This window comes from Pedobacter sp. MC2016-24, from assembly GCF_015223055.1.
Classification (GTDB): Bacteria; Bacteroidota; Bacteroidia; order Sphingobacteriales; family Sphingobacteriaceae; genus Pedobacter.
In genome coordinates this window covers 1244314-1258503 of record NZ_JADFBX010000001.1, presented here as the reverse complement: position 1 = coordinate 1258503, position 14190 = coordinate 1244314, and the positions used below count along the sequence as shown (strand labels likewise).

At 41.9% G+C, this 14190-nt stretch carries 13 protein-coding genes; 6 read left to right on the top strand and 7 right to left on the bottom strand.

Annotation, left to right across the window (positions count from 1 at the left end; genetic code table 11):
• Positions 1 to 15 precede the first annotated feature (15 nt).
• From IM797_RS05435 to IM797_RS05420, 4 genes are read right to left on the bottom strand one after another with little or no spacing between them, the layout of a single operon-like run.
• Complete coding sequence (locus IM797_RS05435; protein ID WP_194126061.1) at positions 16 to 1200, bottom strand: hypothetical protein; 1185 nt, start codon at positions 1198 to 1200, stop codon at positions 16 to 18.
• Positions 1201 to 1221: 21 nt separating this feature from the next.
• Positions 1222 to 2499, bottom strand: a complete 1278-nt coding sequence (locus IM797_RS05430; RefSeq protein ID WP_194126060.1) for an aspartate kinase — start codon at positions 2497 to 2499, stop codon at positions 1222 to 1224.
• 30 nt (positions 2500 to 2529) lie between these two features.
• The gene (locus IM797_RS05425) at positions 2530 to 2997 is read right to left on the bottom strand and encodes a GNAT family N-acetyltransferase (RefSeq protein WP_194126059.1); all 468 of its coding nucleotides are present in this window, start codon (positions 2995 to 2997) and stop codon (positions 2530 to 2532) included.
• A complete protein-coding gene (locus tag IM797_RS05420) occupies positions 2994 to 3683 on the bottom strand; it encodes a YggS family pyridoxal phosphate-dependent enzyme (protein WP_194126058.1) in 690 nt (229 codons plus the stop codon). The genes IM797_RS05425 and IM797_RS05420 overlap by 4 nt, the downstream gene beginning before the upstream one ends.
• A gap of 71 nt (positions 3684 to 3754) precedes the next feature.
• On the opposite strand from IM797_RS05420, the gene IM797_RS05415 reads away from it, so the two are divergent.
• The 4 genes from IM797_RS05415 (at position 3755) to IM797_RS05400 (ending at position 8085) form a co-directional block, all read left to right on the top strand.
• Positions 3755 to 4270 (top strand): DUF4296 domain-containing protein, encoded by a 516-nt coding sequence (locus IM797_RS05415; RefSeq protein ID WP_194126057.1) that lies wholly within the window; start codon positions 3755 to 3757, stop codon positions 4268 to 4270.
• A gap of 7 nt (positions 4271 to 4277) precedes the next feature.
• Positions 4278 to 6650, top strand: coding sequence for an endonuclease MutS2 (locus IM797_RS05410; protein ID WP_194126056.1), 2373 nt, complete (start codon positions 4278 to 4280; stop codon positions 6648 to 6650).
• Positions 6651 to 6711: 61 nt separating this feature from the next.
• A complete protein-coding gene (locus IM797_RS05405; RefSeq protein WP_194126055.1) occupies positions 6712 to 7413 on the top strand; it encodes a CoA transferase subunit A in 702 nt (233 codons plus the stop codon).
• 12 nt (positions 7414 to 7425) lie between these two features.
• On the top strand, positions 7426 to 8085 hold the full coding sequence (locus IM797_RS05400; RefSeq protein ID WP_194126054.1) for a CoA transferase subunit B: 660 nt from the start codon (positions 7426 to 7428) through the stop codon (positions 8083 to 8085).
• Positions 8086 to 8149: 64 nt separating this feature from the next.
• On the opposite strand, the gene IM797_RS05395 is transcribed toward IM797_RS05400, so the two are convergent.
• Together IM797_RS05395 and IM797_RS05390 are read right to left on the bottom strand one after the other, a co-directional pair.
• Positions 8150 to 8794 carry a uridine kinase gene (locus tag IM797_RS05395; protein WP_194126053.1) on the bottom strand — a complete coding sequence of 215 codons (645 nt, stop codon included), beginning with the start codon at positions 8792 to 8794 and terminating at the stop codon, positions 8150 to 8152.
• Positions 8787 to 9959, bottom strand: a complete 1173-nt coding sequence (locus IM797_RS05390) for a LysM peptidoglycan-binding domain-containing protein (RefSeq protein WP_194126052.1) — start codon at positions 9957 to 9959, stop codon at positions 8787 to 8789. Before IM797_RS05390 ends, IM797_RS05395 begins: the two co-directional genes overlap by 8 nt.
• A 186-nt stretch (positions 9960 to 10145) precedes the next feature.
• On the opposite strand from IM797_RS05390, the gene IM797_RS05385 reads away from it, so the two are divergent.
• Positions 10146 to 10625, top strand: a complete 480-nt coding sequence (locus IM797_RS05385) for a Dps family protein (protein ID WP_194126051.1) — start codon at positions 10146 to 10148, stop codon at positions 10623 to 10625.
• A gap of 99 nt (positions 10626 to 10724) precedes the next feature.
• Positions 10725 to 12554, top strand: a complete 1830-nt coding sequence (locus IM797_RS05380) for a UbiD family decarboxylase (protein WP_194126050.1) — start codon at positions 10725 to 10727, stop codon at positions 12552 to 12554.
• A 79-nt stretch (positions 12555 to 12633) separates the two neighbouring features.
• Here IM797_RS05380 and IM797_RS05375 read toward each other — a convergent pair whose 3' ends face one another.
• A complete protein-coding gene (locus IM797_RS05375; RefSeq protein WP_194126049.1) occupies positions 12634 to 14184 on the bottom strand; it encodes an OmpP1/FadL family transporter in 1551 nt (516 codons plus the stop codon).
• Positions 14185 to 14190 lie beyond the last annotated feature (6 nt).

Here is a 14190-nt window from a genome sequence, read left to right as displayed (position 1 = left end):
GTTGTGCCGAAGGTGTTAATAATGTTGCTCGATGGTCGCATCAATAATCAGGTAGCCTTCGGCCTTGCTTTCTGTAAAAATGAGGAATTTATGATTGTCGGGTTTAATCTTGTATTTCTTCACCAGATTTTCTGCTTTGTCGCGGTAATTTCTGACAATCACATTGCCTATAAGCGTTTTTTCTTTCTTGAGTTCTCCGGCGGTGATGATTTTATTGATCTTAAAGATCCTTCCGGGAAAAGCAGGGTTAATTTGATTTGCTGTGTAAAGCTGGGTTTGGGCCTGCAGTTTTTCCAGGCCATAAGTTTCGCCGATCAAATTGAATGCACCGCTTTTAAGTAAGGCCGTATCGGGTTCGTAAAGGTACCCTGACAATTTTTTTTCTGTTATTTTTGGCAGGCTGTTTTCTTCATCCCCTTTGTTAAAGCTAAACTTTTTTTCGTGGTCATTTAAGGTTATAGCGATAATTTTTAAAGCTGTTGATGGGTTTCTTTCTATCACCCAAAGCAGTTCTTTACATTCATTTTTAACGCTGACAATGTGTACTTCGCTTACGTTTTTGAGTTCTTTTAAACCTGCAGCAATATCTAACAGTGGTGCAGTTTTTACGATGACCCGAGGGGCTTTTGTCAGCAGCAGATCCAGATGTTCAACCACGTTTGGCGTACAGTCTTTCAGCATAAATACTTTACCTGCTGTACTTCTCCTGGCTGGATCCAGGTAAATGGTATCAAAAGTGAGCTTGCTGTTTTTTAGAAATTCCAGGCCATCTCCGGCAATGAACCGCATATTTTTCACACCCAGAACCTGAGCATTGTGTGCCACGATAGCTGAGAGGTCTTCGTTGAGTTCACAGTGTACTACGGTTTCAGCATGTTGCGCAAAATAATAACAATCCACCCCAAAGCCACCTGTTAAGTCGACCAGGCTGTTTCCTTTGATTAATCTGGCTTTATAGGCCGCGGTGTTTTCCGAAGAGCATTGCTCAATAGATAGCAATGCCGGGTAATAAATGGCTTTAGCCTGATGCCAGGTTGGAAGTTTTTTAGCCGATTTGTTTTTAGCACTGATCTGATTGGCCAGTTCCTTACCTTCAATTCCAGGAAAGGGGCTTTTAGCCATAGCAAGCTTATGCACATCATCTTTTGAATGATCCTGTAGAAATTGCTGTACTTTGCTGTCTAAAATATGGCTGTTCAAATCCGGTGTGCTTTAAAGGCTTTATGTTGTCGCCGGAACTTTATCCCGCATCACAATCTGGCAGGTATTCCTGCTTTTAACTTCCAATAAAATGTTTTTGTTAACCGTTACGCGATCGATAGTTTGCTGGTTGTAATAGCGTATGGTAACCAGTTCCAGGCCGGTATTGTATTTCACTTTGTAATGCAGTGAAAGATCGGTAATCAGGGCCTGCAATTTTACAGGATCATGATCAAAGCTGACCGAGAAACTGATGGCCGAATTGAGCATGGTATTGATTTTCACCTTGTGCTTGTGGAACAGGCTGAATATATCACTTAGGTTTTCTTCGATAATGAAAGAAAAGTCCTTAGGAAAAATAGAGATTAATGCCTGGTTTACTTTAAAAATAAAAGAAGGTACAGGGAGGTGGTTATTGAGTCCGGTAATGTTGGTACCTTCAGCGCCGGGTTGTAAAAAAGAACGGACAAATAAGGGGATGTTCTTATTCTGTATGGGTTTAATGGTTTTTGGGTGGATTACCGTAGCGCCGTAGTAGGCCAGTTCAATGGCATCATGGTAGGATAACTGCGGAATTCTTTCGGTTTCATCAAACCATTTGGGGTCGGCATTCAATACACCAGGTACATCTTTCCAGATCGTCAGGGATTTGGCATCCAGGCAGGCGGAAAAAATCGCTGCCGAATAGTCAGAACCATCACGGCCAAGCGTGGTGGTGAAATTCTCGCTGGTGCTTCCAATAAAACCCTGGGTTACAGCGATATTTTGTTCCAATAAAGGAACCAGTGTTTTTTTGATTTCAGCTTCTGTTTTTTCCCAGTTTACCAGGCCTTCACGATAAGTATTGTCGGTATGCACAAAACTGCGGGCATCCAGCCATTTTACATGAGCGTGTTGTTTGGCCAGGTAAGCGGCCAGTATTTTCGAAGAGACGATTTCTCCGATGGATACAATCTGGTCGTAAATGTAATCCGGTGCATCATCAGGCTCTTCTTCCAAAAGCCAGTCTATCTCTACAAAAGTATTGGCAATGTCGTCATAAATGCTTGCCTGATGGTCCGGGAAAAGGTCATTCAATACGTTGAAATGGTAATTTTTTACGGCCTTAAATATTTCTTCTACTGCAGGATCGCCCTGAAGGTAAGCCTTTGTCAGGTCTTCCAGTTGATTGGTAATTTTCCCCATGGCCGATACCACAACCAGCAACTGAGTTTTGCTGCGATTGAGGATGATATTTGCAACATTGATGATCCCTGCGGCATCCTTAACCGATGCCCCGCCAAATTTGAATACTTCCATACGATATGTAGGGTATAAAGATACCCGGGTTTATTGATTTTGAATTTGTTCTTTTGAAAAAGAACCGTTTAACCAGCCAGCTTCGATTTGAGCGGCATATTTATTGTAAAAATTCAGTGCCGGTTCGTTCCAGTCCAGCACCTGCCAGTTCATGCCATTGAAGCCCTTTTCTTTTGCCTCCTGCATCACGGTTTCGAATAATAATTTGCCAATTCCTTTTCCTCGGTAAGATTCGGTTACGATAAAATCTTCCAGGTACAGGCGGGAACCTTTCCAGGTGGAGAAGCGAATGTAATATATGGCAAAACCGGCAATAAAACCATTTTCTTCGGCAACAAATGCTTTCCAGACTGGTGTTTCTCCAAAACCGGCTTCTTCAAATTCTTCCAGTGTTACCGTCACTTCTTCCGGTGCCCGCTCGTAAAGCGCCAGCTCATGCACCAATTCCAATAACCGCGGACAATCGGCTTTCCTCGCTACTCTGATCGTTACACTCATTCCGTTTTGTAATGCTTAATTACCCTTTTACCAAAAATACTGCTGCCGATGCGTACCATCGTGCTTCCGGCTTCAACAGCCAATTTATAATCGCCGGACATGCCCATAGATACTTCTTTAAAAGTGTCTTCTTTTCTGAAAAAGCTGAGTTTGATGCCGTCAAAAAGGACTTTCAATTCTGTAAATTCATCTGTAGTCTGCTTGTCTGCAGCATGGTTGCTGGCAATTCCCATTAAACCTACAATACGGATGTTTTTTAATGTGGCATATTCTTCTGAGCGAAGCAGTTCAATCGCCTCATCAAAGCCTAAACCAAATTTGGTGTCTTCATCTGCAATGTAAATCTGGAGCAGGCAATCAATCACACGTTTGTGCTTTGCGGCCTGTTTATTAATTTCGATGAGTAGCTTCAGGCTGTCTACCGATTCAATTACGCTGATAAAAGGAGCGATGTATTTTACCTTATTGGTTTGTAAATGTCCGATCAGGTGCCATTGGATATCCTGGGGCAATTGTGCTTGTTTATCAACGAGTTCCTGTACGATGTTTTCGCCAAATACGCGCTGTCCGGCATCGTAAGCTTCCTGCACTGCAGCGGCATCCTGGAATTTAGACACTGCAACCAGTTGTACGCCATCTGCTTCTAATTCGTTTTTATATTTTAATAAGTTATCTGCTATACTCATTTATCAGTATTTTTGGTAAAATTAATAACCTTAGCGAACTTTGGCTAAGAAATAATGATGTTTTAAACATAATGAAGAACTTTTTATATATCGTAGTCGTCTTTTTTTTCATTTCGGGCTGTAAACCTGGTATACCAAAAGATATCATACAGCCGGATGAAATGGCTAAGGTATTGCATGATATTCACCTGGTTGATGGCTATATTGCCATGACACCCAGTGTAGATTCGGCTAAAAAAATGGCTGCAGCCTATTACAAAGGTGTATATAAAAAGTATGATATCGATTCGGCGGTTTACAATAAAAGTTTGAATTATTATTACAAAGAGCCGCGGATCATGACCGATATCTATAAAAAAGTAACAGATGAACTGACTAAGGACCGCAACACGATTGTTCAGGCAGATTCTATTGTTGCGGCAAAGGCGGCAGCTAAACTGCGTTTAAAAATGGTGATGGACTCGACACGTAAGTCGGATTCCATTTTTTATGCCCGTATTTTGTTAAGGGATACGGCTAAAAAGGACACCACAAAGAAATTAGAAGTGATCAAATCAAAAATGTTCTATATAGAACCAAAATATTAAGATAGACATGTTATATCCGGAGAATTGTTTGGAGCGGTTGGGTTTTAGTGAGGTAAAACAGCTTATCTATAAACACTGTCTGAGTCCGATGGGCCAGCAAATGGTAGAGAAAATGCAGGTGATGGTCAAATACGATCAGATCAATAAGTTTTTACGCCAGACCCATGAATTTAAAAGTATCCTGGAAAACCAGGAGCCTTTACAGATCAGTACTTTTTTTGACATTAAAAGCCTGGCTGAGAAAATCAGGGTAGAAGGGACTTACCTGGTAGAGGATGAATTGCATCAGATGTACGCCTCATTGCAGACGGTATTTTCTGTATTGCGGTATTTTGATGAGCGTAAAGAAGTGTATCCAAACCTGGAAGCTTTATTTGAGCATATGCCTGTAGAAAAGGGCATCCTTAAAAAAATAGAAACCGTATTGGATCCGAAAGGTAAGATCAAGCCGAATGCTTCGCCGGAATTGCAAAGCATTATTGGAGATATTGCCAAAACGGAACAAGATGTGCGTAAGCGCATGGATTCGATTTATAAGCAAGCTGTTGGCAACAACTGGGTGGCAGACGGAAGTTTAACCATTCGTGATGGCCGGATGTGTATCCCGGTATTGGCAGAGAATAAAAGGAAGTTGAGGGGATTTATTCACGATGAATCTGCAAGTGGACAGACTGTTTACATCGAGCCGGAAGAGGTATTTACCTTGAACAACAAACTGCGGGACCTGGAATTTGACAAGCGCAGGGAGATCATCAGGATCTTAATTGCGCTGACTACCGATTTAAGGCCTTATACGCCATTGCTACTTTCGTACCATGGCTTTCTGACCAAACTTGATTTTGTACGCGCCAAGGCCTTGTTTGCCATTGAGGTAGAGGCGGATATGCCGGTTCTGATTAAGGAAGCAAAAACCAAGCTGATCAATGCGCGGCACCCTTTGTTGTATCTGTCCTTTAAAGCCGATAAAAAAACGGTAGTGCCTTTAAACATCCACATCAATGAAGGGATGCGGATTATATTGGTTTCGGGCCCAAATGCGGGCGGTAAATCGGTTTGTATGAAAACTGTGGGCCTGCTCCAGTTGATGGTACAGTCTGGTTTGCTGATCCCTGTTCATGAATCCAGCGAAGTTGGTATTTTCGACAATATTTTTGCTGATATTGGTGATGACCAATCCATAGAAAGTGATTTGAGTACCTATAGTGCCCACCTGACTAAAATGCGCTATTTTGTGGCCCATGCCAGCCCAAAGTCCCTGGTGTTGATTGATGAGTTTGGAACAGGTACTGACCCGCAGTTTGGTGGTCCAATGGCCGAAGCTGTGCTGGAAGTGCTGAACAATAAAAAGGTACGTGGGGTAATTACCACGCACTATTCCAATTTGAAGTTGTTTGCAGGAAATACTGAAGGGCTGGAAAATGCTTCGATGTTGTTTGACAACGATAAAATGAAGCCATTGTATGTGCTGGAAATCGGTAAACCCGGTAGCTCCTATGCTTTTGAAATTGCACAGAATATCGGTTTACAGAAAGAAGTGCTGGAACTGGCGCGGGCCAAAACGGGAACCAATCAGAACCGTATAGACAGCTTGCTGGTTGATCTGGAGAGGGAGAAAAAACAGATATATGATACCAAACTTCATTTGTCCAATCAGCAAAACAAGGTGAAAAACCTGGTAACCGAGAATGAAAAGCTAAGGGAGTTTTTGGATGAGAACAGAAGGGTGCTGATTAAGGAGGCTAAACTGGAGGCCCAGGCCATCATCAAAAATGCCAATAAGCTGGTAGAGAATACGATTGCTGAAATTAAAGATAAACAAGCCGATAAGGAAGTTACCAAACAACTGAGACAGAACCTGCAAAAGGTGATGGTGCAGCACCAGGTGAAGGAAGAGAAAAAACCGGAAGTGGTAATGCCTTTAAATACACCGATTGAAGTAGGGGACTGGGTGCAATTGCACAACAGCGAAACAACCGGACAAGTGCTGGAAATTAACCGCGATAACCTGGTCGTTGCCCTGGGTGACCTGAGGTCTGTTCTGAAAAAGAACCGGGTATATAAGATCAGCAATAAGCAGGCTAAAAAGGCAGCACAAAGCAATTCTTATACCGGGAGTATTTCAGAAGCGATCAGCAGTTTCAATGCAGAGCTGGATCTGCGTGGTATGCGTGGAGATGATGCTTTGCATGAAGTAGAGAAATATCTGGATAAATCGATCATGATGGGCTTTCCTTTTATTAAACTGATCCATGGTAAAGGCGACGGTATTTTAAGGAAACTGATTCGTGAATATCTGAAGAAATACAGCCAGGTGAACCGCGTGGAAGATGAACATGCGGATCGGGGTGGAGACGGAATTACCTACGTTTATTTCAACTAGTTCGGCAAATTATATTGGCGATAAGCAATATATAGTATAATTTAGCAGCAAAACCTTAACTATGATTAATAAAGTTGTTTCAGGTGCTGAAGAAGCTATAAAAGACATTGAAAATGGTCATACCCTGATGCTGGGTGGATTTGGACTTTGCGGGATTCCCGAAAATTGTATTGCCGCCCTGGTTAAAAATGGCGTGAAAGATTTAACCTGTATTTCTAACAATGCCGGGGTTGATGACTTCGGGATCGGACTGATGTTGCAACAACGTCAGGTCAGGAAAATGATTTCTTCTTATGTAGGAGAAAACGCCGAGTTTGAGCGCCAGTTGCTGAGTGGTGAATTGGAAGTTGAACTGATCCCGCAAGGTACTTTGGCTACCCGCTGCATGGCAGCAGGTTATGGTATGCCTGCTATTTTTACACCAGCAGGTGTAGGTACTGAAGTTGCAGAGGGCAAGGAAGTCCGTAATTTTAATGGTAAAGATTACCTGATGGAATATGCTTTTGAAGCCGATTTTGCGATTGTAAAAGCCTGGAAGGGTGATACTGCCGGAAACCTGATTTTCAGGTCTACGAGCCGTAATTTTAACCCGGTAATGGCTATGGCAGGAAAAGTAACGATTGCAGAAGTAGAAGAGCTTGTGGAAGCTGGCGCACTTGACCCGGATCACATCCATACCCCGGGGGTATTTGTTCACCGGATTTTTCAGGGAGCAGATTACGAAAAGAGAATAGAACAACGTACGGTTAGAACTAAAGGATAATCCCATCAAGATATGCTGGATAAAAATGGAATTGCGCAACGCATCGCAAAAGAAATAAAAGACGGATTTTATGTCAACCTGGGTATTGGTATTCCTACATTGGTTGCCAATTATATCCCTGAAGGAATCAATGTGGTTTTACAGTCCGAAAATGGCTTATTGGGTATGGGGCCTTTCCCTTTTGAAGGGGAAGAGGATGCTGACCTGATCAATGCCGGTAAACAGACCATCACTACTTTACCGGGCTCTTCGATATTTGATTCTGCATTGAGCTTTGGCATGATCCGCAGTCAGAAAATAGACCTGACCATTTTAGGAGCCATGGAAGTTTCTGAAAACGGCGATATTGCCAACTGGAAAATACCAGGAAAAATGGTTAAGGGCATGGGTGGGGCAATGGATCTGGTTGCTTCGGCAAAAAATATCATTGTGGCCATGCAGCATGTAAATAAAGCAGGAGAGAGCAAGTTGCTGCCTAAATGTACTTTGCCCCTGACTGGTGTCAATTGTATTAAAAAGATTGTGACTGAGCTGGCTGTATTGGACGTATTGCCGGAAGGTGGTTTCAGGCTAATTGAACGGGCTCCGGGCGTGAGTGTTGATTTCATCAGGCAATCTACCCTGGGTAGGTTAATTGCAGCGGACAATGTGCCGGAGATGAAATTAGACTAATAAAATTGTCCTATAGAAAAGGCGCCTGTTTTGCAGGCGCCTTTCTTTTTTTTAAGCAATCAGGTTAATCGTTCCTGTGGCAGTATTTATCTTTCAATACCACCGAAATTTCTTCTGTTATTTTGATGATCTGATCTGGGGTATCCTCGTTATTGATCACAATGGTATCGCAGGTATCCTTATAAGGGAGTAAAAATTCGTGATAAGCAGGTACCACATGGTTGTGCCACTTGTATAAGACATCTTCTTCCGGGTAGCCGCGTTCCATACCGTCGCGTTTAATGCGGCGTTGTAAGGCTACGCTGTCGTCAGCCTCAACAAATATTCTGTGGTCAAGCAGTGCTGCAATTTCTTTGAAATGCAAAATGAAGAGCCCTTCTACAATGATAATGGGTGCCGGGTTAATCTCCAGAATTTTAGTCACCGCAAGGGGATTGTTAAAGTTGTATTCTTTTTTATAAATCACTTCACCTTTAATCAGTTTTTTAATATCGAGTAAAAACTGTTCGTTGTCAATGGTGCGCGGTAAATCAAAATTGTATAACTTATTTTCTTCCTGGGTCATCTCTCCGGCAGGAAAATAATAGTCATCCTGAGAAACCAGGGTCACTTCATCCTGCTTAAAATGATGCAGGAATGAATTTAAAAAAAAGGTTTTGCCAGAGCCACTACCTCCCGCTATTCCTATAATGAAAGGCTTGTTACTCATTATCTTGTCCGCCGTATGTTAAGTTGCAAAAAAATCTTTTATCCAGTGCGCCCAGCGCGTCAGCTACGGCTTTACTCATTACAATCATCACGTCTTTTGTAGATTCATTTTCGGTAAATTTACCAATAACTTTGGCAAAAGTAGACCTGTTGGTCATTGGGTTGGTAATTTTCATTACTGTTCCAACTGGGGCAGAGCGGTGTAACACATACATTTTTGAAGATTCCAGGTTCGGATCATCAATCCATAAGGCAGTTCCTTTTTCGTCGATCTGGTTCAATCCGTACTTGCTTGCCGGATATCTCAGTGCAGGATCTTTAATTGAATTTAACGTATCCGGGTGTAATTGTGGATCTGTTGCCGGACTGAATACTTTTTTAGGCGGGTATTGTCCTTTGATCAAAAGTTTCTGACCCACATGCAAACTGTTGTCTGTCAGGTTGTTTTTAGCTTTCAGCTGATCCATTGTCATTTTATAGGTTGTGGCTATAGAATAAATGGTTTCGTTGGAAGCAACAGTATGTTCAATAAATTCCTCGTTGGACTTATCTGCAGGAGGTACTTGTTGTGGTACATCTTTTTTTACCACTACAGGTTCTGTTTTTTTAGGTTTTTCAATAACCGGCGTTGTCTTTACTACAGGTTCTGCCGGTTTCGGTGATTCTGCAATCGGTTCGGTTTGCTGCGGCGCATCTTTTGCCGGGATTTTTAAACGCTGCCCAATTTGTAAATTGTTGTTGGGCAGGTTGTTTATTCGTTTGATGTCATTTACTGTAGTGCCATACTTTTCAGCCAGCATGTTTAAGTTTTCTTTCTTCTGTACGATGTGTTCGGTCAAATTACCGTCAGAATTGGCTACCGTTGCGTTTTCAACTTTCGCAGGCGCTGTATTGACCGGGGCTGCCGCAGTAAATGGGATATTGGTCGGGACTTTAACAATCACGCCAATCTGCAGGTATTTGCTGTCATTGAAAGCCATAATATCCTTAGGAAGCACGTTATATCTTCTTCCGATGGAATAATAGGTGTCTTTGGCAACTACCTGATGTACAATTAACTTTTTCCCCTTATTGTTTTCTACACCAATGGAATCCCTGGTGATGGCGCTTACCGCCGATATGTTAAAAAGAATACCGAATAACGATACTATATAATATTTATGCATTAATGTCCTTCTAATTTTATTGAGCAATTATACGAATAATATAAATAAAGCGTCAATTTTGAATATTAAACGTTCTTTCCCGGGGGCTATTGCCCTTCTTCAGTTAAGAATTTTTAAAACCAAAATTGGATTACTTTGTTATACTGTCATTCAAACAAACATCAAGATTAAAAATTACAATACATCATGGACGCAAAAGAAATTAGTTTAAATGAAAAAGAAGTAAAACCTGTAGTAGACATGTTAAATGATTACCTGGCCAATTACCACATTCATTACCAAAAATTAAGAGGTTGTCACTGGAATGTGAAAGGTCAGAATTTCTTTACCCTGCACATTAAATTTGAAGAATTATATACCAATGCACAATTGACGATTGATGAAATCGCTGAGCGTGTTTTAACACTTGGAAAACCGCCGCATAGCCGTTTTGCAGATTATATTAAAGAATCACAAATTAAAGAAATCGATACCATTGGCTTAAAAGATCTGGATATGGTAGATGCCGTTCTGGAAGATATGGCTAAGCTTATTGAACTGGAGCGTGATTTATTGGAAGCGACTGATAAAGCTGGCGATGACGGTTCAAATGATATGGTTAACCGTTTTATGCAATTTAAAGAGAAAAACACCTGGATGCTTCGTTCATTTGCTGGTAAAAAATGATATCCGCATCCCTATAATAACGAGAGCTCTGCTATTTAGCAGGGCTTTTCTGTTTTTATTAACCTTGCAAGGCCATAATTCTTTAATATCTTTGAAGCGATGGGATACAAAAGTTTAGCAGAATGTGTTGCCGACCTGGAAAAACACGGTCATTTAATCAGAATCAAAGAAGAGGTAGATCCATACCTGGAAATGGCAGCGATACACCTGCGTGTTTATGAAAAGCAGGGGCCGGCCCTATATTTTGAAAACGTTAAAGGGAGTCCGTTTCCGGCCGTGTCCAACTTATTTGGTACGCTGGAAAGGTCTAAATTTATGTTCAGGGACAGTCTGCCTAAGGTTGAGCAATTGGTAAATCTGCGCTCAGATCCTGTTAAAGCCTTGAAAAATCCCTTTAAACTTCCGGGAATTGGCTTTACTGCCCTGACGGCATTGCCCTTAAAGCAAACTTTCAAAAATACATTCAGTAAAACGACCATTAGTGCTTTACCACAAATTGTGAATTGGCCGATGGATGGAGGGCCTTTTGTGACCATGCCCCAGGTTTATACTGAAGATCCTGATAAAGAAGGAATCTTAAATGCCAATTTGGGTATGTACAGGATTCAGCTCGCCGGAAATGATTATGAGCTGAACAAGGAAATCGGTTTACACTACCAGATTCACCGCGGAATCGGGGTGCACCAGAGTAAAGCCAACGCAAAAGGACTACCACTTAAAGTCAGCATTTTTGTCGGTGGACCGCCATCACATCCTCTGGCTGCGGTGATGCCGCTTCCGGAAGGCTTGTCGGAAATGACCTTTGCAGGTGCCCTGGGGAACCGGCGGTTCAGGTACTTTTACGATGAGGAAGGTTTCTGTATTTCTGCAGATGCTGATTTTGTGATCACTGGAACGGTTTATCCGCAAGAAAATAAACCAGAGGGGCCATTTGGCGATCATCTGGGTTATTATAGTTTAACACATCCTTTCCCGCTGATGAAGGTGCACAATGTCTATCACCGTAAGGATGCCATCTGGTCATTTACCGTGGTAGGGCGTCCGCCACAAGAGGATACCAGTTTTGGTGCCCTGATTCATGAAATTGCGGGTTCGGCATTGCCAAAAGAAATTCATGGTTTAAAAGAAGTAAATGCTGTGGATGCCGCAGGCGTACACCCGCTGTTGTTTGCTATAGGTAGTGAAAGGTATACGCCTTATTTAAAGGAACGCCGGCCGCAAGAGATTTTAACCATAGCCAACCATATTTTAGGTAAGAACCAATTGAGTCTGGCCAAGTATTTATTTATCGCCGCAAGAGAAGACGACGAAGCATTGGATACCCATGATCTGTCTGCATTTATGCAGCATGTATTGAGCCGGATGGATTTTAAAACTGACCTGCATTTTTATACCAATACCACGATCGATACATTGGATTATAGCGGTGAAGGCTTGAATAGCGGATCTAAAGTAGTTTTTGCAGCAGCTGGTACGGCTAAAAGAAATTTATGTACCACATTGCCTGCAGGTATCCATGCTGGAAATTATGGTGGGTTTAATCTGGCTATTCCAGGGGTGCTCACTTTGCAATTACCTGCTTACCAGACTGCAGAAGCGGCTGAAGCGGAGGTGGCTCAACTTAACGAAAAGTTAAAAACTGAAAACCTGGAAAGTGTTGCCTTGATTGTATTGTGTGACGATGCTGCTTTTACAGCTGAAAATATCAATAACCTGGTTTGGGTAACATTTACAAGAAGTAATCCGGCTACAGACATTCATGGCATCGGGGCCTTTATCCAAAACAAGCATTGGGGCTGTACCGGTCCTGTAATTATTGATGCACGTAAAAAGCCACATCATGCACCTGAGTTGATCAAGGATGAAGCTGTGGAACGAAATATAGAACGGTTGGCTGTAAAAGGTGCTTCTTTATACGGTATGCTGTAATCTTTAAGTATATTGTCAATTCATAAAAAAGGGCTATCATTACGAAATGATAGCCCTTTTTAAATCTTTTCTATTGCTTTTAGAACCTCACGCCAAAAGTAAGGAACACATTGTTCAATCCGTTTTTGGTTGTCGCATAGGGTTCCGTACCGTCATTTAAGGTATAAGAACTCATGGTGTTCTGTGTATTGATGCGTTGGTAAGCTAAATCAAAATAGTATTGATCGAAGCGGTAGCCAATACCACCAGTATAATACTTGGTTTCAAAAACTTTGTTGTCATCATCTTTTACAGGGCTGCCATTTACACCGAATCCTGCTCTTAAACTTAAGTTTGAAATTTTATATTCTCCACCAAAACGGTAATTAACGGCAGATGTGTAATTGCTTTTAATGTCCTGATTCTGGTAGTAGATCGTTTGTCTGCTGTCAGAATTCCCGCTATTGTCTGAGAAATGTGTACTGGAGTAATCGATAAAGTCCACATCTCCTGAAATGATGGCTTGGCCGGCAATGACATAACTTGCACCTACAGAGCTTTTCAGCGGCGTTCTCAGGTTATAGGAAAAAGGATATTCCTTTAATGTATTGTCTGAGTTAAAAGTACCTTTAGAACCGCCAGTCAGGGTATTGCTTAAATAATCAGTGGTATAGTCATCGATGCTCAACCAGGTAGGTGTTTGCACTGTAGCACCAATTCTGAAATTATCAACCGGTCTAACGATCACACCAACGCGGGCATTGACACCAGAGCCTTTAGTTTCCTGACTACGTCTAAATGAAAGCGTGTAATTTTCGGTTCCGGTATAACCAACAGCTCCCTGAGTTGGATCGTTGTTATACGGATTAACTACGCCGCTTTCCCTGAAATCTGATTCATTGTTATAATGTACGTTTACAAAACCAACGCTGGCACCGATATATACGGTGTTCGAAATATTTAAAGCACCAGAAAAATCCAATTCAGAAGTTCCACCCCATGCTTTTTCGTTAACCGTTTGCAGGTTGGTACTGAAAGGTGCAGCAGAGTATTTTCCTACGCTTCCCGGGGCATTGAAATTGATCAAATATCCGTAAAATGCATCATCTTCAATGGAGTTGGCAGCTAATGTTCCTTTTCCATCATTGGCCATATTGTTATTGGCCAGATCAGAAAAATAATTACGGATCGAGTTTACTTTATTTGTTCCGCCGTAGTTATACCTCAATGTATAATCATTGTTCCGGTTGTAGCCAATTCCGAAAACGGTGCTCAGTACACCTGTTTGGGTATTTTGTCCTTGTGGTCTGTAAGTTGGATTGTACCATACTACGCCCAGTTGGTTCAGGTTTAACTTGTTGTAACTGTCTTTACTGGTTTCGCCAAGGTAATTTACTTTTGAACTGGCTGAGTTAAACTCAGGTGTCAGGCTAAATTCAGATCTGGTAAATAGACCAAGTCCTGCCGGGTTTCCACCCAGTGAGCTCATATCACCACCAACGCCGATTTGGGCATTACCCATTCCTTTAAAACGTGCCGAACTGCCATAATTTCCGTTTGAAAACCGGATGGCATCACCCGCGTACTGCGCATATGTTGTGCTTACGGTGGCTACCATAGCCACCATCAGCATCTGTATTGATTTTTTCATAAATGT

Coding starts and splice junctions, on each gene's coding strand:
- IM797_RS05400 (WP_194126054.1), top strand. CDS start 7,426: ATGCTGGATAAAAATGGAATTGCGCAACGCATCGCAAAAGAAATAAAA.
- IM797_RS05405 (WP_194126055.1), top strand. CDS start 6,712: ATGATTAATAAAGTTGTTTCAGGTGCTGAAGAAGCTATAAAAGACATT.
- IM797_RS05375 (WP_194126049.1), bottom strand. CDS start 14,184: ATGAAAAAATCAATACAGATGCTGATGGTGGCTATGGTAGCCACCGTA.
- IM797_RS05420 (WP_194126058.1), bottom strand. CDS start 3,683: ATGAGTATAGCAGATAACTTATTAAAATATAAAAACGAATTAGAAGCA.
- IM797_RS05430 (WP_194126060.1), bottom strand. CDS start 2,499: ATGGAAGTATTCAAATTTGGCGGGGCATCGGTTAAGGATGCCGCAGGG.
- IM797_RS05410 (WP_194126056.1), top strand. CDS start 4,278: ATGTTATATCCGGAGAATTGTTTGGAGCGGTTGGGTTTTAGTGAGGTA.
- IM797_RS05390 (WP_194126052.1), bottom strand. CDS start 9,959: ATGCATAAATATTATATAGTATCGTTATTCGGTATTCTTTTTAACATA.
- IM797_RS05380 (WP_194126050.1), top strand. CDS start 10,725: ATGGGATACAAAAGTTTAGCAGAATGTGTTGCCGACCTGGAAAAACAC.
- IM797_RS05385 (WP_194126051.1), top strand. CDS start 10,146: ATGGACGCAAAAGAAATTAGTTTAAATGAAAAAGAAGTAAAACCTGTA.
- IM797_RS05425 (WP_194126059.1), bottom strand. CDS start 2,997: ATGAGTGTAACGATCAGAGTAGCGAGGAAAGCCGATTGTCCGCGGTTA.
- IM797_RS05395 (WP_194126053.1), bottom strand. CDS start 8,794: ATGAGTAACAAGCCTTTCATTATAGGAATAGCGGGAGGTAGTGGCTCT.
- IM797_RS05415 (WP_194126057.1), top strand. CDS start 3,755: ATGAAGAACTTTTTATATATCGTAGTCGTCTTTTTTTTCATTTCGGGC.